The sequence below is a fragment of the Dentiradicibacter hellwigii genome (assembly GCF_041770905.1).
GTDB lineage: Bacteria > Pseudomonadota > Gammaproteobacteria > Burkholderiales > Rhodocyclaceae > Propionivibrio > Propionivibrio hellwigii.
In genome coordinates this window covers 667,473-686,402 of record NZ_JBEUWX010000002.1, presented here as the reverse complement: position 1 = coordinate 686,402, position 18,930 = coordinate 667,473, and the positions used below count along the sequence as shown (strand labels likewise).

Genomic DNA, 18,930 nt, shown 5'->3' with positions numbered 1-18,930 from the left:
CCCCCAGGAAGCGGCATGAACGAAAACATTCTCCCTGCGCCCGTCAAAGAGCGGCGTGAGCAAAAGCTGGCGCGCATTCCGGTCAAAGTGGTGCGCACCGGCGAGCCGCTACGCAAACCGGCCTGGATTCGCACCAAGGCCGGCAACGATGCCGGCCGCTTCGGCGAAATCAAGCGGATGCTGCGTGAGCAGAACCTGCATACCGTCTGTGAAGAAGCCGCCTGTCCGAATATCGGAGAATGTTTTGGGCGTGGCACGGCGTCCTTCATGATTCTCGGCGACATCTGCACGCGTCGCTGCCCGTTCTGCGATGTCGGCCACGGTCGGCCGCTGCCGCCCGATCCGCAGGAACCGGCCAGCCTGGCGCGCAGCGTGGCGCATCTGCGACTGCGTTACGTCGTCATCACCAGCGTTGACCGCGACGATCTGCGCGACGGCGGCGCCGGCCATTTTGCCGATGTGGTCGCTGCCGTGCGCGGCGCATCGCCGGAGACGCTGGTCGAAACGCTGGTGCCCGATTTTCGTGGGCGGCTGGATACGGCACTTGAGGCGTTAAGCCGCAGTCTGCCCGATGTCCTCAACCACAATCTCGAAACCGTGCCGCGCTTGTACCGCCAGGCGCGCCCCGGCGCCGACTATGCGCATTCGCTGCGGCTGCTTCAGGCATTCAAGGCGCGCTACCCACAGGTCACTACCAAGTCTGGGCTGATGGTCGGGTTGGGCGAGACCGACGAAGAAATCCTCGAAGTGATGCGCGATTTGCGGGCGCATGATGTTGAGATGCTGACGATCGGCCAATACCTGGCGCCTTCGCCGCACCATTTGCCAGTGCTGCGTTATGTGAGGCCGGAAACCTTTGCCATGTACGAAGCGGAGGCTATGAAAATGGGCTTTTCCGGCGCCGCCTGCGCACCGCTCGTGCGCTCCAGCTACTGGGCGGACAAACAGGCGCATCAGGCGGGCGTGGCCGAATCGGCGTAAGTTCTGCTCCGGGCCACCGCGTGGCCGCCGGTTTTCGTTGCGGGGTTTCTTTGCGCCGCTGATCAGGCTACTGGCGGAGTCCGTGTGGATAGGGCATCTCAGAGCGCCTGCCCGGAAATGCCCTGTTTACAAGGGCTTCAGGGCATACTCATCGGAGATGCCCTAAATACGCGGGCTGGTGGGGCTGGGTTATTGGGCCTGCCGGGCTTTTTCGACTTCCTTGTAGAAGCGCTTGACATAGTCGCTGCCGATACTCGATGAGAATTTTTCGATGACCGGCTTGACCGCCTGCCGCATTTTTTCCAGTTCCTGCGGCCCCAGTTCGGTAACGGTCATCCCCTTGGCCTGCAACTGGCTGACGGCATCTTTGGTTTGCCGGATTTCTTCGGCGCGCTGAAAGTCGCGTGCGCTGATCGCGGCTTTGCGGATGGCGGCCTGCTGATCGGCGGTCAAGGTGGAAAACCATTTCTTGGAGACGACGAGCGAGACAGGTGTGTAGACGTGGTGCGAAATGGCGAGGTATTTCTGCACTTCAAAGATGCGGTTCTGGAGCATATCGACAGGCGGATGCTCCAGTCCGTCGATGGCATGGATTTCCAACGCAGTGAATACTTCGGCATAAGCCATCGGCGTGGCGTTAACCCCCATGGCTTTAAAGCTTTCGATCGCAACGGGGCTTTGCATGACGCGGATTTTTAGCCCTTTGAGATCTTCAAATTTTGTGATCGGGCGTTTGCTGTTGGCGATATTGCGAAAGGCGCCGCCTGCCCAGCTCAGACCGATCAGCCCGGTATCGGCCAGGCTGTCAAGCAGTTTTTGGCCGACGGGGCCGTCGAGCACTTTGGCGACTTCGGCGTCAGTCGAGAAGAGGAAAGGGAAATCAAAAATTTGCAGTTCCTTTTTGCGCACGGAGAAGGGTGCGAGCGAACCGAGGTAGAACTCCTGTACGCCGCTTTGCACGGATTGCAGCATCTTTTCTTCGGAGCCGAGCGAGGAGTTGGCGAAAACTTTGATTTTGACCTGGCCGTTCGTCGCTTTTGCGACGTCGGCGGCAAAGCGTGCCATTGCCAGTCCGCGCGGATGCTGTTCGGTGAAGCCGTGCCCGAGGCGTGCTTCGGCGGCAAAAACCGACCACGGTGCAAACAGGCAAAGACCGCCAAGCAGGGCGGTGAGCAGTGTTTTACGTTGCGGAGCGAAAGAATGCGCTTTCATGGTGTCTCCTTGATGGCGGATCGGGTGGATAAAGCGGATTCGGAAAATTCTGCCGGATTTCTGCCGGACAGAAATGAAGTCCAGCATTGATGGTGTTGGGTTTGCCCGTGTTGCATAGCATTATAGTAAGCGGCAACGATATAATCGTTGCATGGTTTCCGTCACCCATTCCGTTGCCGCGCAGAGCGATTTTGAGCATTCGTTGCAAACCCTGAGCGATGGTTTGCCGGATGAGGATGCCGCGAGAGTGCGTGCGGCAGCCGAGTTTGCCCGCTCGATTTACCAGGAACAGACGCTCGGCAGCGGCGAAGGCGCCTGGCGCCATGCGCTGGGGATGGCGTTGATTCTGGTCGGCCTGCGGCTCGATGCCGATACGCGCATCGCCGCGTTGCTGTTTGCCGTGCCGGCGTACCAGGCGCAGGGGTTGGAGGAGGTCGGTGAGCGTTTCGGCGCAGCCGTCGCCCAGCTCGTCGGCGGCATTTCCCAGCTACATCGCTTGCGGCCGATTACCCATGGATTCGTTGCGCATTCGCAGGAAGACGGCGCGCAGAATACGGCTGAACTGAAGGCGCAGGTCGAGGTATTGCGCAAGATGCTGCTGGCGATGGTCGAGGATATCCGCGTTGTTCTGCTGCGGCTGGCTTCTCGCACGCAGACGCTGCGGTACTATGCGGCCGCGGCGGATCCTTTGCGCGTGCAGGTAGCGCGCGAGACGTTGGCGCTCTATTCGCCGCTGGCCAATCGTCTCGGGGTCTGGGAGCTGAAATGGGAACTGGAGGATTTGTCCTTCCGCTTCCTGCATCCCGATATCTATAAAAAAATTGCCAAGCAGCTCGATGAGAAGCGTGCCGAGCGTGAGCAGTTCATTGTCGATGCCATTGCGCGCCTGCGGCATGAGCTGGCGGCGATGGGCGTCGAGGATGTCGAGGTATACGGCCGCCCGAAGCATATTTACAGCATCTGGAACAAAATGCGGAAAAAGAGCCTCGATTTTTCCGAGGTGTACGACGTGCGCGCGCTGCGTGTGATCGTTCAGAGCGTCAAAGACTGTTATACGGTGCTCGGCCTGGTGCATAACCTGTGGTCGCCGATTCCCAAAGAGTTTGACGATTACATTTCCAACCCCAAGGCGAACAACTATCGTTCGTTGCACACCGCCGTGCATTGCCCGGACGGGCGGGCGCTGGAAGTGCAGATCCGTACGCAGGAGATGCATAAACACGCCGAGCTGGGTGTGGCGGCGCACTGGCGTTACAAGGAAGGCAGCAAGTCGGGCGGGCAGGGCAGTTACGACGAGAAGATTGCCTGGCTGCGGCAACTGCTGACCTGGAAGGACGAAGTTGCCGACGCTTCCGATTGGGTGCGCCATTACAAGGAGGCGGCGCTCGACGAGACGATTTATGTGATGACGCCGCAAGGCCGTGTCGTCGATTTGCCGCGCGGCGCAACGCCTGTCGATTTTGCCTACCGTGTTCATACCGACCTGGGACATCGTTGCCGCGGCGCCAAAATCAACGGCGCCCTGGTGACGCTCAATACGCCGCTGGAAACCGGCCAGCGGGTCGAAGTTATTGCTACCAAACAGGGCGGGCCTTCGCGTGACTGGCTCAACCCGGCGCTCGGTTACCTGCTGACGCATCGGGCGCGCGTCAAGGTGCGTCAATGGTTTTCCGCGCGCGAATACGAAGAGACGCTGACTGAGGGACGCGCTATTCTGACGCGCGAGTTGCAGCGCATGGGCAGCACGAACGTCAAGCTTGATGAACTGGCGCAGAAGCTCGGGTTTGCCAAAACGGACGATCTGCTTGCCGGCCTGGCGCGCGGCGATCTTGGCCTGCGCCAGCTCCAGACGGCCGTGCGCGGCGAAGCCTTGGCGGGCGATGAGGCGCCGGATGAAGTTGCCGTCAAGAAGGCCAAAGCCAAGGGGATTGCTGATAAAGGCATCCTGATTGTCGGCATTGACCGGCTGATGACGCAAATAGCGGGCTGCTGCAAGCCAACACCGCCGGACCCGATCGTGGGCTTTGTGACGCGCGGCAAGGGCGTATCGATCCACCGTGCCGATTGCCCCAATTTTGCGCATATGGAGGCGATGCATCCGGAGCGTGTGATTGAAACGGAATGGGGCGGCGAGACCGGCCATCTGTTTGCCGCCGATCTCATCGTCGAAGCCGGCGATCGGCAGGGGCTTTTGCGCGATGTTTCGGAAACCTTTATGCGCGAGAAAATCAACGTCATCGCCGTAAATACCCAGTCCAGACGCGGTGTGGCACGTATGAAATTCACCGTCGAAATCAGTCATGCCGGCCAGTTTCCCCGCCTGCTGGCGGCTTTGCGGGACGTGAAAGGCGTGAGCGCAGCACGGCGCGCCTGAAGCGCCTGAACCGGGTGGCAGCGGGTACGGCATGCCGTCGGGGCATGCCGCTGAAACCCGCGTGGATAGGGCATTTCCGGGCACTCCCTTCGGAGACGCCCTGTTTATAAGGGTTTCAGGGCACCCCTCTGAAGATAGCGCCTTCCTTTGCCAAAACACGGCGTTGCTGTGTTGGCCTGGCCTTGCCGTACTAGGGAGCATTGCTTGCCGCTTGCCGCCTTGTCTTTTGGCAAAGTTGAGCTGCTACTAAGCTTTTGCAGCGCCCCGCTGAAACCCGCGTGGATAGGGCGTTTCCGGGCACCCCTTCGGAAATGCCCTGTTTACAAGGGCTTCAGGGCAGCACTTCGAGAATGCGCTCCAGCGGGCGGCCGAGACGCGCTCCCTTGGGCGTGACGAGGATGGGGCGGTTGATGAGCACCGGCGTAGCCAGCATGGCATCCAGTAATTGCGCTTCGCTCAGCGCCGGGTTATCTAGTCCCTGCGCCAGATATTCAGGCTGCTTGGTCCGTAGCAGGGCGCGCACGCGCATTTCCGGCGGGCCGTCCATTGCGGCGGCTATGGCTGCCAATTCTGCGCGGCTGGGCGGCGTTTTCAGGTATTCGACGATGACCGGCTCGATGCCGCGTTCGCGCAGTAGCGCCAGTGCCTTGCACGAGGTGCTGCATTTGGGGTTGTGGTAAAGGGTAATGGTGTTCATGGGCAGAAACTCATAGGGGTTGGCGGGGTGATCTATGCCTTGATCTTTGCCTTGTAAGGGGCATTTTGACAACCGTTGCAGGCATCTTGCAGCCGGTGGATTGCTGGAAAAACCGGCTTCGTCTGGCCCTCCGGCGCATGGGGCGGGAGGGCTTGCTCCATTCGGGTTCATTCGGGCCGGCGTAAGGCGAGGCTGTTTTGCAAGGTGTCGATGGTGGCGTCGGTGATGCGGGCGGCGGTAATGTCGAGGCTGAATCGCTCGGGCGCCAGCAGCCATTGGTGCGTCAGTCCGAAGACGGTGGATTTGAAATACACGGTCGCCAGATCGACATCAAGATTTTTGGGCAACGAACCCTGTGCGACGCAAAGCTTCAGGGCGTCGTGGATGAGTTGCCGCCACATCTGCTGGTAACGGCGCATCAGCGTAATGATGCTCTCGTTCTGTACGGTGTGCTCGCACATCAGGTGCAGAATATGGCAAAACTTGCGGTGGTTTTCATTGTGCAGAATGCGCTCGAAGTGATTGATCAGCGCCAGGCGCACATTTTCCAGCATATTGGGTGTGCTGTGGCGAATATCGGCATCGAGTTTTTGCCCCAAGTCGTCAAAAAGATGCTGAAAAAGCGCTTCGAACAACGCTTCCTTGTTCTTGAAATGCCAGTACAGCGCGCCGCGCGTCATACCGGCCGCCTGCGCAATTTCGTTCAGCGATGCGCGTGAGACGCCGTGGCGATGGAAGACGTCAAGGGCGGCCAACATCAGATGCTCTCGGGTCTGCAAGGCCTGGGCTTTGGTTCGTTTCATAGCGTCTCGTGTGTGGCTTTTTCCTGTAAAAAACGCCGTGATTATAGAAAAGAATGTACGCAACATACAAGCATGAATGTATAATTGCGACCGTTTGAAAAAATGATCGCCTCGTCGTATGTTGTTTGCGGAGTTCCGATATGCCTGTATTTTTCAGTGAATTCTGTCTGGGAATTCGGGTCTGCAAAGCGTGATGGACGGCGCGCATTGGCCGTATCGGTTCTGCGGGATGCTTGTCCGGCGGACAGCTGATTACGAAATATGGATTGATGGATTGGAGACAAGAAAAATGAATTTGCATGCTTCCCGGACGCTCTGTGCAGCGGTGCTGGCTGTTGCGGCGGCACTGGCTTTGTCGGCCTGCGGTAAGGACGGAGGTTCCGCGCAGAAAGCGGGCGGCGGAGGCGGCCACGGTGGCGGCGGTCAGGCGCCCGCGCCTGTGGTGGGGGTGGTGACGGTGCACCCACAGGACATTCTTGTCAGCGCCGATCTGCCGGGGCGTCTGGAATCCTTCCGTTCTGCCGATGTGCGCGCGCAGGTTGGCGGCATCCTCAAAAAACGCTTGTTCAAGGAAGGCAGCTACGTTCAGGCGGGGCAGGCGCTGTACCAGCTGGAAGATGCCACCTACCTCGCCAGCCTGGAAAGCGCCCGCGCACAGTTAGCCAGCGCGCAGGCATCACTGGCCAAGGCCGGTGCCGACATATCCCGTTACAAACCGCTGGTCGAGGCGGATGCCATCAGCAAGCAGGAATACGATGCGGCGGTTGCGACCAAGCGTTCTGCTGAAGCGGCCGTCAAATCGGCCAATGCGGCCGTCAAATCGGCGCAGATCAATGTGAATTACTCGCGCATTTCCGCGCCGATTTCCGGTTACATCGGTCAGTCCAAGGTTTCCGAAGGGGCGCTGGTCAGCGCGAACAGCGCGACGGTGCTGGCCAACATCCAGCAAACGAGTCCGATGTACGTTAACCTGACGCAGTCGGCCAACGACGTGATGCAACTGCGCCAGGATGTGGCGGACGGAAAAATGAAAGCGGTCGATGGCGGCGTGGAAGTCAGCATCAAGCTGGAAAACGGCAAGGAATACGCCCATAAAGGGCGCTTGCTGTTTGCCGATCCGACGGTGGATGAGTCGACCGGACAGGTAACGCTGCGTGCCGAAGTGCCTAATCCTGATAACGTGCTGCTGCCGGGACTCTACGTGCGCGTCAGCCTGCCGCAGGCGAGCATTGCCAACGCCTTCTCGGTGCCGCAAAAGGCGGTTACGCGCGGCCAGAAAGATACCGTGCTGATCGTCAATGCCGAAGGCGGCATGGAGCCGCGCGTGGTTAAAATCTCGCAGCAGCAGGGGAACAACTGGATCATTTCCGACGGCCTCAAGGATGGCGACAAGGTGATTGTCGATGGCACCATGATTGCCGGCATGATGGGCGCGAAAAAGGTGACGCCGAAGGAATGGACGCCGACGGGAACACCGGCCGCCGCGCCGGCGGGTGCGGCTGACTCGGCTCACGCCGGTTCGTCTGGCGGGGCGGCCGGATCTACCGAGGCCTCTTCTAAAAAACAATAAGAAACATAAGATAAGGAAGGATGCGCTAAATGGCCAGATTTTTTATTGACCGCCCGATTTTTGCCTGGGTGGTTGCCATCTTTATTATGATTGCCGGCGGGCTGGGCATCGCCAAACTGCCGATCGCCCAGTATCCCAAGGTGTCTGCGCCGACCATTACGCTGACTGCGACGTACCCCGGGGCTTCCGCACAGGTGATGGAAGACAGCGTGCTGGCGGTCATTGAACGCAATATGTTCGGCGTGGATGGACTTGATTACATGTCGACGTCCGCCGATTCAAGTGGGCGCGGCACGGTGACGCTGACCTTTACGCCGGAAACCAACGAAGATCTGGCGCAGGTGAATGTGCAGAACAAGCTGTCGGAAGTCACGCCGCTTTTGCCGTCCATCGTGCAGCAATACGGCGTGACCGTCGCCAAGGCGCGCTCCAACTTCCTGATGATCGTCATGCTCTCTTCCGATACGCAGAGCGTGGCGGACATGCTGGATTACGCCCAGCGTAACGTCGTTCCCGAGATGCAGCGCATTGACGGTGTGGGCGACGTCAACCTGTTCGGTGCGCAGCGCGCCATGCGCGTGTGGGTAGATCCGCAGAAGCTGAAAAATTACAACCTGTCATTTGCCGATGTTTCCTCGGCGATTTCCGCACAAAACGCGCAGATCTCGGCCGGTTCGCTAGGCGCACAGCCCGCCCATGCCGGGCAGCAGATCGCCGCGACCATCACGGCGGAAGGGCAGTTGAAAACGCCTGAGGAATTCGGCGAGATCATGCTGCGTTCGACGGCGGGAGGCGCCAACGTCTATCTGAAAGACGTGGCCCGTATCGAGCTGGGCAGTCAGGCTTACGGAACCTCTTCGCGCCTGAACGGCAAGCCGAATGCGGGGATGGCTATTTTGCTATCCAACAGCGGCAATGCGCTGGCGACGGCAAAAGCGGTGGAAACCAGAATGAATGAACTGAAGCCCTTCTTTCCGGAAGGGGTGGAATGGACATCGCCCTACAACACCTCGCAGTTCGTGGCGCTCTCCATCAAGAAGGTGGTCAGTACGCTGTTTGAGGCTGTCGGACTGGTGTTCATCGTGATGTTCGTCTTCTTGCAGAATTTCCGCTACACCATCATCCCGACCATCGTGGTGCCGATCTCGCTGCTTGGCGCATTCGCCGCCATCTCTTCCCTGGGTATGTCGATCAACGTGATGACCATGTTCGCCATGGTGCTGGTCATCGGCATCGTCGTGGATGACGCCATCGTGGTCGTGGAAAACGTCGAGCGGATCATGTCTGAGGAAGGACTGCCGCCGAAAGAAGCAACCAAGAAGGCGATGGGGCAGATTTCCGGTGCGGTGGTTGGCATCACGGCGGTGCTGATTTCCGTCTTCGTGCCGATGGCGATGTTCAGCGGTGCGACCGGCAATATTTATCGCCAGTTTTCGCTGACGATGGCGTTTGCCATCGGATTTTCCGCTTTTCTGGCGCTGTCGCTGACGCCGGCCTTGTGCGCGACCCTGCTCAAGCCGGTCGCAAAAGGCCATCATGAAGAAAAGAAGGGTTTTTTCGGCTGGTTCAATCGCGTTTTCGGAAAAAGCACGCATGGCTACTCATCGACGGTCGGCAAGGTGGTGCGCAAAGCGTTTTCGATGAGTCTGATATATATCGCTCTGACAGCGGGCGCGGTGCTCCTCGTCATGCGTTTGCCGACCGCCTTTCTGCCGGGAGAAGATCAGGGATTCATCATGGTCAGCGTGCAGTTGCCGGCCGGCGCGACGAAAGAGCGTACCGATGCCACGCTGGATGGCCTGACCAAGGTCGCGCTCTCCATGCCGGAAGTCAAGGACATCATCACCGTGTCGGGATTTAGCTTCTCGGGGAATGGCCAGAACATGGCGATGGGATTTGCCATACTCAAGAACTGGGATGAACGCATGGCGCCGGGCAGCGATGCGCAGTCGGTGGCCGGCAAACTGACCGGTGCGCTGATGGGGACGGTGCGCGATGGTTTTGCATTTGCCATCAATCCCCCGCCAATCATGGAACTGGGGAACGATTCAGGGTTTAGTTTTTATCTGCAGGACCGCAACAGCCAGGGGCATGAAGCCTTGCTTGCCAAACGCAACGAACTGCTGGGCAAGATGCGCGCCAATTCCGCCATGTTTGATCCGCAGAACACGCGCGCCAGCGGGCTGGAAGATGCGCCGCAGCTGAAGATCGAGATTGATCGCCCAGCCGCCGCTGCGCAGGGCATCAGTTTTGCCAGTATCCGTTCCGTACTGGCGACGGCGCTGGGGTCCTCGTATATCAATGACTTCCCGAACAAAGGCCGCTTGCAGCGCGTGATCGTACAGGCCGAAGCCGGGGCGCGTATGCAGCCTGAGGATGTGCTGGCCTTGACCGTGCCGAACAGCCAGGGCGTTGCCGTGCCGCTGTCTACCATCGCTAGCGTCTCCTGGTCGCTCGGAGTCGAGCAAAGCGAGCGCTTCAACGGCTACCCGGCCATGAAGATCACCGGCGCGCCGGCGGCTGGCAAATCGACAGGGGAAGCGATGGCCGAAGTAAAACGTCTGGTCGATGAAATGAAGGGCTACAGCCTGGAATGGGGCGGCCAGTCGCGTGAAGAGGCGAAAGGCTCTTCGCAGACGGTGATGCTCTACGCTTTTGCCGCCGTGGCCGTATTTCTTGTGTTGGCGGCACTGTATGAAAGCTGGTCGATTCCGTTCGCCGTGATTTTGGTCGTGCCGCTGGGCATTCTCGGCGTCGGGCTGGGCGCGTTGATGCGCGGTTACAGCAATGACATCTACTTCACCATCGGGATGGTGACGGTGATGGGACTGAGTGCAAAGAATGCCATTCTGATCATCGAGTTCGCCAAGGATTTGCAGACCGAAGGCAAGAGCGCCATTGAAGCGGCGCTGGAGGCCGCGCACCTGCGCTTCCGCCCGATCCTGATGACTTCGTTCGCCTTCATTCTCGGCGTAGTGCCGCTATATATCGCGACAGGCGCCAGTTCCGCCAGCCAGCGTGCCATCGGTACGGCCGTGTTTTGGGGCATGTTGGTCGGCACATTGCTGTCGATCTTCCTGGTGCCGCTTTTCTACGTGGTCGTGCGCAAATTCTTCAAACCCAGCCAGCACGAGCTGGAATTTGCCGCCGAACACGGATCGCGCGTCCATAACACGAAGCCTTCGCCGATGACGCGGCAGGTGCGGGTGGCGGTGAAACGCCTGAGAAACAGGCTGAAGTATTCTAAAAACCAGGAATCTTGACGCTCAGCGCAGCCAGAGGATACGAACAATGAAAACCGTTAAATTCAAACCTACGGCCAGGCCTGTCGCAACACGGCTGGCCGGCCTGGCATTGCCGCTGATGCTGCCTGTATTTCTGTCGGCCTGCGCGATGATCCCGGGTTACGAGCAGCCGAAAGTGAACGTGCCGGAAACCTTCAAGTACGACACGTATCCGGGCAAGGGCATTCAGGCGGCTTCTCTGGGCTGGCAGGATTACTTTGCTGACCCGCGCCTGCATCGCCTGATCGAACTGGCTTTAGAACGCAATACCGATTTGCGTAGCGCCGCCCTGAATGCAGAGGCCGTGCGCAAGCAGTACATGATTGCCCGTGCCGATCTGCTCCCCGCCGTCAATGCCTCCGGCAGCGGCACGCGGGCGCGGGTAGCGCGCGACCTGAGCGCGACCGGCAAATCGTATGTTGCCCAGTCCTACACCGTCGGGCTGGGCATTACCGGCTACGAGCTGGATCTGTTCGGCCGTGTTCGCAGCATGGCGGAGGCCGCATTGCAGAGCTATTTCAATAGCGCGGCAACCCGCGACGCCACTCATCTGTCCTTGGTGGGCAGTGTGGCAAAAGCCTATTTCAATGTGCGCTATGCCGAAGAAAAGATGAATCTGGCGCAGAACGTACTCAAAACGCGCGAACAGACCTACGAACTCTCGCGCCTGAAACACCAGGCGGGCGTGGCTTCTGCCGTCGATCTGCACCAGCAGGAAGCCTTGATCGAGTCGGCCAAGGCCGACTATGCGGCGGCTGTGCAGGCTCGGGAGCAGGCGGTCAATGCGCTGGCGGTATTGATCAACCAGCCGCTGCCCGACGATTTACCCGAGGGGCTGCCGCTGGATAAGCAGTACAAGCTCGATCACCTGCCCGCCGGGCTGAGTTCCGAGGTCATGCTCCAGCGCCCCGACATCCGGGCTACCGAACATGCCTTGAAGCAGGCCAACGCCAATATCGGGGCGGCGCGCGCCGCGTTCTTCCCGAGCATCAGCCTGACCGGAACGATCGGCACGGGATCGACGGAGCTAAACCGGCTGTTCACGGGCGGCAACCGTACCTGGTCGTTCGCGCCCAGCATCAACCTGCCGATTTTCAGTTGGGGCAGCCAGGTCGCCAATCTCGACGCGGCCTGGCTTCGCCAGCAAATTCAGATCGTCAATTATGAAGCCGCGGTGCAGGCGGCTTTCCGCGATGTTTCCAATGCGCTTGTCGCACGCGAGCAGCTGGATAAACGCTACGACGCGACGCTCAAGCAAAGCCGCGCCTACGCCGAAACCCTGCGTCTGGTACGCCTGCGTTACCGGCACGGCGTATCCAGTGCGCTGGATTTGCTCGATGCCGAGCGCAGCAGCTACAGCGCCGATACGGCACTGCTCGCCAACCAGCTGACCCGTCTGGAAAATCTGGCCGATCTGTACAAGGCGCTGGGCGGCGGCCTTAAGCGCCAGACGGCGGAGGAGGAGACGAAAGCGGATGCGCAAGCGGATACACAGGCAGCGGAGGCAGCAGGGCGTGCGACAAATGCTCAGGCGCCGGAAGCAAAGCAAGCGGCCGGAACGCAGGAATAAAGCCCCCTGCGCTGCGGCCGCGGCATCGGGCGTGCGGCGCTGCATGTGCAGACTTGCCCGCGGCCGGTGAGGGGTGAGGGCGCGCCATGGGGTATTACATCGTCAAAATCTTCATTTCCGCGCTGCTGATCGTAGCCATCTCGGAGATTGCCAAGCGGCACAGCGCGCTCGCCGCGTTACTGGCCGCTTTGCCTGTGACAACCCTGCTGGCGTTCATCTGGATGTATCTCGAAACAGGAAAAACCGAGCCGATCGCCGCCTTGTCTGGCCAGGTTTTCTGGCTGGTCATTCCTTCCCTGGCGCTTTTTCTGAGCCTGCCTGTTTTTCTGTCCCGCGGCTGGGGCTTCTGGCCGTCCTTGCTGGCCTCGTGCGCGCTGACTTCCGGAACGTATTTGCTCATGTTGCCGCTCCTACATCGCCTGGGCATTGCCCTCTGAGCGCGCTTGCGGATGCGGGCGGGCTTTCCGGATCGGCCTGTTTGCCGGATATTTCAGCATGTTAGAATGCCCGGCATGGAAATTTCACTTAATGGCGAATCTCGCCGGTTTGCTTCTCCCATAAGCATTGCCGTGCTGGTTGACCAGCTGGGTTATGCCGGCAAACGCATCGCTGTCGAGCGCAATGGCGAAATCGTGCCGCGCAGCCGTCATGCAGAAACGCTGCTCGATAATGGCGACAGGCTGGAAATCGTCGTTGCCGTTGGCGGCGGTTGATGGCCGGCAAGCGATTGGCCGCCACCTAGCCTTTCATTCATACCATGGACACGAACCCTCATACCCTGACGATTGCCGGTAAAACTTACCGTTCGCGCTTGCTGGTCGGTACCGGAAAATACAAGGATTTTGCCGAAACGCGCGCAGCGATCGATGCCTCCGGTGCGCAGATCGTGACTGTTGCCATCCGGCGCATGAATATCGGCCAAAATCCGGATGAACCCAATCTGCTCGATGCGCTTCCGCCTGCGCAATTTACCATTTTGCCCAATACCGCAGGCTGTTACACGGCCGAAGAGGCGGTGCGCACGCTGCGTCTGGCGCGCGAACTGCTCGAAGGGCACCCGCTGTGCAAACTGGAAGTGCTGGGCGACCCGCAGACCCTGTTCCCGAATATGCCGGAAACGCTGAAGGCGGCGCAAACGCTCGTCAAAGAAGGTTTTCAGGTGATGGTGTATTGCGCCGACGACCCGATCCAGACAAAGATGCTCGAAGAAATCGGCTGCGTCGCAGTCATGCCGCTGGCTTCGCTGATCGGCTCGGGCATGGGCATTGTCAACCCCTGGAACCTGCGCCTGATCATCGACAACGCCAAAGTGCCCGTACTCGTTGATGCCGGTGTTGGCACGGCCTCGGATGCAGCGGTGGCGATGGAACTGGGCTGCGACGGCGTACTGATGAATACCGCCATTGCTCACGCCAAAAATCCCGTATTGATGGCGAGCGCCATGAGAAAGGCGGTCGAAGCGGGGCGTGAGGCTTTCTTCGCCGGACGCATGCCGCGCAAATACTATTCGGCCGATCCATCCTCGCCGACCAGCGGCCTGATCGGTTCCTGAATGGGCGGCGCACGCAATGATCGCGGCGCGCCCGATGGCGCGGCTGGCGGCGTGCGGGCGGGCGAACCGCAGGAGGCAAGGGCGCCACAAGCGCAGGATGATCGGGGAGAGCGGGATACCGCCCGCCACCGCCCCATCCGCAGCTTCGTACTGCGCCAGGGGCGCGTCTCCAACGCCCAGCAGCGCTATTACGACGAGATGATGCCGAAAGTCGGCATTCCCTATGCCGATGCGCCGCTCGATCTTGACGCCGTCTTCGGGCGCACCGCGCCCAAGATTCTCGAAATTGGCTTTGGCATGGGCGAAACGAGCGCCGCCATTGCGGCCGCACATCCGGAAAACGACTACCTCGGCATCGAAGTACATGCCCCGGGTGTCGGCAGCCTGTGCAAGCTGATTGCAGAAAAAGGGCTGACTAACCTACGCATCATTCGACACGACGCAGTCGAAATCTTGCGCACGATGATTGCGCCGGCGTCACTGGCGGGCGTGCACATTTTCTTTCCCGATCCCTGGCCAAAGGTGCGTCATCACAAACGCCGCCTCATCCAGCCGCCGCTTGTCGCGCTGCTCGCTGGCCGGCTGCAAACAGGGGGCTATTTGCACTGCGCCACCGATTGGGAGGATTACGCCATGCAGATGCTCGCCGTACTTTCCGCCGAACCGCTGTTGGAGAATACGGCGGACGGCTATGCGCCGCGCCCCGATTATCGGCCGCTGACCAAGTTTGAACAACGTGGCTTACGGCTTGGGCATGGGGTGTGGGATGTGATCTTCCGGCGCAAGGTCATCGATACGCAAACGTAACCCGCGCCAGGGATCAGGCGTTCCCATTTTCCGCTGCACTTGCGAGAGTTTCTGGCCTGTCTAAAAGCAATAAGCTTCAAAAGCCATCATTGGCAAGATGGCGCTCAATAACTACCATGATTTTATGGTAAAACAACGCCGCAGTATTAGGCTGTATTTCGAGTAAATCAACTGCTATTCTGGCGGTGGTCTCAGTGACGAAAAAATCAATAAGATTTAATTTGGGTTTCTTATTTAATTTATAATAAGTTGGCTTTATCTCTATAGATTGGCATAATTGCTAATCTAGTACAGCCCCAATTGTTTTACTATAATTTCTTTATTACTATTTCCTCTCCAATTTTATCTATGATAAAGATATCGCCTGTTTCTTGGGCAATATCAAATCCACCTACAATAGATACTTCTTGCAAAACCTTGGGATTGCTCCCATCCTGGTCAGCCTTTGATAAAAACCACTCCGATTGAAGCGATTTTCTTTTAGAAATAAAATAAATTTCTTTTGATCGGTGGTATCTGGGAGAGCGAAATTCAAAGAAATTCTCCGGGTCATGAACATCAATCATTGATATGGCCTTTGTCTTTTTATCTATCCGATACAACTTTTCCCAGCTAAGGCTCTCTAAGAGTTTGTTGTAAGAATTCTTGTGCCCGTCAGACTTCTTGTGTTCTATAAATATATTCATTATCGTAATGATCTCTTTAATGAAATATTGAAAAGGCATTTCTAATAAACTTACTATTGGAGAACGTTTTCGTTTTTGCTTTTCCAATTCCATTCTTTCGCCTGTGATAACGATATTATGGCCATTGTCATCGCCACGGTTTACTTGATGAAACTCTTTATAAGTAAGCCGTGTTTCTTGATAGCTGTCTAAATCAATACTGTAAAGGTCATAATCTGTGGCAGGCGTTTTTCCTTCTTCACGCTTCTTGCCTTTAAAATAATAAACCTGCTTGCCATCTTGCGAGAAAAATGGAAAGATATTTACTCCCTGGCTCGCGCTAATTATTTTTTCATTCCAGTTTTTTGTATCAAGTAAAACAATTTTCATATCGTCCAGATTGAAGTAATTATTTTCTATGGCAGCAGAAACAAGTACAATACGGCTGCCATCGGGCGACCATCTAGGATGTCCTAACGTTCTTTCCGTATTTTGCGGAATGACGCTGATTGTTTTTGTTTTGGTATCGAGCAAACGTAATCCATGCGAAAAATAGTTGGTTTCAAAGACAACTTTTTCTCCATCGGGAGAAACGGCAAGGTATCCTTTGTTTGCTTTCAAGCCTGTTGGGTAAATTGTTTCAGCCTGAACTTGCATCAAGACAAACAATCCCAGAAATATCCCAAGGACTAGCTTGAACAGGAAGCTTCTTTTTCCCATTTTGACTTTCCTTATATTTCAGATTTCTGAATATTTAGATTGCGCCCAATTGGGCATCATTTCTTCCGCTATTTTTCTATGAGACGATGGCGTCAGGTTACACAGGCATTGAGTCGGGAGTCTCAATGGCGGAATATTATTGTTATTGCCAGATGCCCTGCATGTTCCCGTCGGCATGGCTTAAACAAGCGCGGCGTGTGGGGAGGAGATAAGCGCCGATATATGCGATCAATTGCATGAATGCAGTGGTTCGCGTCTTGTTCATGAAGATTTCTCCATCAACAATGAAGATCAACGTCTGCAGGCTAGTCTTTTGCTATGCGGCTGTCAATAGGTGGTTTAGATGAATGTGCGGAAAGATGCAGTGCTTCTTAACTATATGGAAAGAGGCAGCGATGCGCTGGTGGTGCGCGGCCGGCTAGCCGCAAAGAGCGCGATTTGTTTTCTACTGTGGCTTTCTGAGTTGTTGTCTGCGTCTTTCAGATGTGCTCGGCTATCTAAATCGGCTGGCCGCCAGCCCGCGTCAATAGGGCGTTTGCGGGTAGGCTGCCCGGAAACCCGCGTAAATAGTGGGCTAGCGAATAGGCCGCCCGGAAACCCGTGTAAACACTGGGCTGGCGGGCAGCCCCTCCGGAGATGCCCGTTTTACGCGGGGTTCGGGGCAGGCGTGGTGACGGGGGCAGGTGTTGTAGTGGGTCTGCGGTTGCCGGCGGTAATTCAGCCGGTGATGCTTCCTTACAGCGCGGCCGATGGTTCGCAGGCAGCTGGCTGCGAGGCGGCGGCGTTGCTGTTTGCGTATTCTGGAGGTGATGCGTGGTTATCTAAATTGGCTGGCCGCAAGCCCATATCCTGATTCTTTCCCATTTTCATCAGTTACTACTAAAAATGTATGAGGTATCCCGTCCTTACCACCAACATCTACACGAACTTCAACGCTAGTTATTTATCCCTCCTTTTAAACTCGATTTCATTAAAAGGTACTTCTGTGCTGATCCATTTTTTCAATTCTTCCTGTTTTGAAATTTCATAATTTTCTATTATTATTCCTATATTTTTTGAATAAAATACTTCCATGCACTTTTGGGTAATTTTTGAAAGAATATCCGGGTTTTTAATTGAATATGTTATGACTCCAAGCCCGTTTCTTGCAGGGCTGACAAAAAATAACTGTTTGTTAGAACATAAGTTCTTTGTCTCGCACAGCCCTGCATCTACCAGTATTGAATCGATTTCATCTACCAGTTTTAACCGGCTACTATTATGCTCTGTATTTTCACCTGCATTTATATTTAATGAAATCAGGGTCGAACATATAATAAAAGCTGCGCGTGCCGTATTGTGTATTACATGATTTTTCATCCTGCCATCCTCCATTGCTCTTCATTACACGCTTTTGATGCGCCCATGCCGGGGACGAGATAGACGAGTTTGAAGTGTTTTTCTTCGGCGGCCTGAACGGAGGTTTTGTAGACGGCGGTGCCGCCCCAGCCATAGGTGTATCCGGCATTCCTGTACGCTTGCGTTTGATTCAGAATCGAGCTCATTTTTTCACTCCTTCAACACATATTTCGTCCGTTTCAAGTTCTGCGGCTTCGTACTGCCTTTCCAGCCGCCGTTTAGCACTTTCAGCAAAATTGTCGCCAGAGCGGCTGCCCAGTTCATAGCACTTGTACGCCCGGGCAATATTCTTCTCGCCCAGCTTTCCCTTTTCAAGCAAGGTGGCAAGATAGTAGGCGTAATCTTTCGCATAGCCTTCCTGAATCAGTTTCACCAGGGTGGCTTCCGATTTTTCCGGGTGGAGACACTTGCTTCTTTCGTTGCAATCATCTCCTACTGTGATGCAACGCGCCTCCGGAACACCTGCATCGACCGCCTGCGCCATCAACGCTTTTTTGGTTTCTTCAGGCAAGCCCTTGGATTGGCCGGATTCGGAGAGAATTACCGCCAGATAGGCAGAGCGGGCATGCCCGTTTTTTGCCGCGCACAGGTAGGCATCGAGCGCTTGGTTGTACTGCCTGCCGGCATTTCTGTTGCCTTTATCCGCTTTGGCCTGGAGTCTGGCGGCTTTTTCGTAGCAGGCCTGACCTAAGTCGCGGGGCTTTTTGGCCTCACTGTGCGTCGGCAGAAGCAGCCCTAAGCCGATGATTCCCGAAAGGAGGAAAACTGCCCGTTTTCCCCAAAACATTCTGTCCGTTTTCATCGCCTGTTTCCTTTTCTGTCCGGGAGGATTAGATGAATAAAGGAAATCGCTAAGCCACAGAGAATGCGGGCAGGCTAGTCCTCTGCCATGCGGCTGTCAATGGGCTTAGATATGGATTGTGGAAAGATGCAGTGGCGTGCCGGCGGTGCGCGGCTGGCTGCGGGGCGTTCAAAACGGAAAACCAAGATTTATCTGTGCTTTGGGGAAACTTCGTTTTTCGTTTTTTCCGCTGCTGTGGTGCTGAGTTGGGTTTGCGGCGACGGGGCGCTACTTATTTTCCGTAGCGGCATTGCCGGCTTGTAGCTCGCGGTGATGGCGATGAGGCGCGATACTCATTTGCTACTTTGGCTTGCAGATTTGCTGTCTGTGTCTTTCAGATGTGCTCGGTTATCTAAATCGGCTGGCCGTAAGCCCGTGTCAATAGGGCGTTTGCGGGTAGGCTGCCCGGAAACCAGCGTAAACAGTGGGCTAGCGAATAGGCAGGCTGGAAACGCC

16 protein-coding genes and 1 pseudogene are annotated in these 18,930 nt (G+C 56.8%); 9 read left to right on the top strand and 8 right to left on the bottom strand.

Annotated features, from left to right (window positions below):
* The first annotated feature begins 15 nt into the window (after positions 1–15).
* Positions 16–981: a lipoyl synthase gene (gene lipA, locus ABCS64_RS05455; RefSeq protein WP_418890887.1), complete on the top strand. Its 966-nt coding sequence runs from the start codon at positions 16–18 to the stop codon at positions 979–981.
* Between the two features lie 189 nt (positions 982–1,170).
* On the opposite strand, the gene ABCS64_RS05450 is transcribed toward lipA, so the two are convergent.
* The gene (locus ABCS64_RS05450) at positions 1,171–2,193 is read right to left on the bottom strand and encodes a TRAP transporter substrate-binding protein (RefSeq protein WP_418890886.1); all 1,023 of its coding nucleotides are present in this window, start codon (positions 2,191–2,193) and stop codon (positions 1,171–1,173) included.
* Positions 2,194–2,344: 151 nt separating this feature from the next.
* On the opposite strand from ABCS64_RS05450, the gene ABCS64_RS05445 reads away from it, so the two are divergent.
* Complete coding sequence (locus ABCS64_RS05445) at positions 2,345–4,567, top strand: RelA/SpoT family protein (protein WP_418890885.1); 2,223 nt, start codon at positions 2,345–2,347, stop codon at positions 4,565–4,567.
* A gap of 331 nt (positions 4,568–4,898) precedes the next feature.
* Here the strand turns inward: ABCS64_RS05445 and arsC are convergent, their stop codons facing one another.
* Together arsC and ABCS64_RS05435 are read right to left on the bottom strand one after the other, a co-directional pair.
* On the bottom strand, positions 4,899–5,264 hold the full coding sequence (gene arsC, locus ABCS64_RS05440; protein ID WP_418890884.1) for an arsenate reductase (glutaredoxin): 366 nt from the start codon (positions 5,262–5,264) through the stop codon (positions 4,899–4,901).
* Positions 5,265–5,431: 167 nt separating this feature from the next.
* Positions 5,432–6,067, bottom strand: a complete 636-nt coding sequence (locus tag ABCS64_RS05435) for a TetR family transcriptional regulator (RefSeq protein WP_418890883.1) — start codon at positions 6,065–6,067, stop codon at positions 5,432–5,434.
* Positions 6,068–6,356: 289 nt separating this feature from the next.
* Here ABCS64_RS05435 and ABCS64_RS05430 point away from each other — a divergent pair, with 289 nt between their 5' ends.
* From ABCS64_RS05430 to trmB, 7 genes are all read left to right on the top strand, one after another.
* A complete protein-coding gene (locus tag ABCS64_RS05430; RefSeq protein WP_418890882.1) occupies positions 6,357–7,637 on the top strand; it encodes an efflux RND transporter periplasmic adaptor subunit in 1,281 nt (426 codons plus the stop codon).
* Between the two features lie 29 nt (positions 7,638–7,666).
* Positions 7,667–10,900: an efflux RND transporter permease subunit gene (locus ABCS64_RS05425; protein ID WP_418890881.1), complete on the top strand. Its 3,234-nt coding sequence runs from the start codon at positions 7,667–7,669 to the stop codon at positions 10,898–10,900.
* Between the two features lie 28 nt (positions 10,901–10,928).
* Positions 10,929–12,491 carry an efflux transporter outer membrane subunit gene (locus tag ABCS64_RS05420; RefSeq protein WP_418890880.1) on the top strand — a complete coding sequence of 521 codons (1,563 nt, stop codon included), beginning with the start codon at positions 10,929–10,931 and terminating at the stop codon, positions 12,489–12,491.
* Between the two features lie 86 nt (positions 12,492–12,577).
* Positions 12,578–12,928, top strand: coding sequence for a DUF3147 family protein (locus tag ABCS64_RS05415; protein ID WP_418890879.1), 351 nt, complete (start codon positions 12,578–12,580; stop codon positions 12,926–12,928).
* A gap of 75 nt (positions 12,929–13,003) precedes the next feature.
* Positions 13,004–13,204: a sulfur carrier protein ThiS gene (gene thiS, locus ABCS64_RS05410; protein ID WP_418890878.1), complete on the top strand. Its 201-nt coding sequence runs from the start codon at positions 13,004–13,006 to the stop codon at positions 13,202–13,204.
* A 44-nt stretch (positions 13,205–13,248) separates the two neighbouring features.
* Positions 13,249–14,043, top strand: a complete 795-nt coding sequence (locus ABCS64_RS05405) for a thiazole synthase (protein ID WP_418890877.1) — start codon at positions 13,249–13,251, stop codon at positions 14,041–14,043.
* A complete protein-coding gene (gene trmB, locus ABCS64_RS05400) occupies positions 14,044–14,850 on the top strand; it encodes a tRNA (guanosine(46)-N7)-methyltransferase TrmB (RefSeq protein ID WP_418890876.1) in 807 nt (268 codons plus the stop codon). It begins immediately after the preceding gene.
* 91 nt (positions 14,851–14,941) lie between these two features.
* Here trmB and ABCS64_RS05395 read toward each other — a convergent pair.
* The 5 genes and pseudogenes from ABCS64_RS05395 to ABCS64_RS05375 form a co-directional block, all read right to left on the bottom strand.
* Positions 14,942–15,109 (bottom strand): annotated as a pseudogene (locus tag ABCS64_RS05395) (IS1595 family transposase); the annotation flags it as partial.
* 49 nt (positions 15,110–15,158) lie between these two features.
* A complete protein-coding gene (locus ABCS64_RS05390) occupies positions 15,159–16,235 on the bottom strand; it encodes a TolB family protein (protein ID WP_418890875.1) in 1,077 nt (358 codons plus the stop codon).
* A gap of 939 nt (positions 16,236–17,174) precedes the next feature.
* Positions 17,175–17,594 (bottom strand): hypothetical protein, encoded by a 420-nt coding sequence (locus ABCS64_RS05385; RefSeq protein ID WP_418890874.1) that lies wholly within the window; start codon positions 17,592–17,594, stop codon positions 17,175–17,177.
* Positions 17,591–17,779 (bottom strand): hypothetical protein, encoded by a 189-nt coding sequence (locus ABCS64_RS05380; RefSeq protein WP_418890873.1) that lies wholly within the window; start codon positions 17,777–17,779, stop codon positions 17,591–17,593. Before ABCS64_RS05380 ends, ABCS64_RS05385 begins: the two co-directional genes overlap by 4 nt.
* Positions 17,776–18,435: an SEL1-like repeat protein gene (locus tag ABCS64_RS05375; RefSeq protein ID WP_418890872.1), complete on the bottom strand. Its 660-nt coding sequence runs from the start codon at positions 18,433–18,435 to the stop codon at positions 17,776–17,778. Before ABCS64_RS05375 ends, ABCS64_RS05380 begins: the two co-directional genes overlap by 4 nt.
* Between the last annotated feature and the right edge of the window lie 495 nt (positions 18,436–18,930).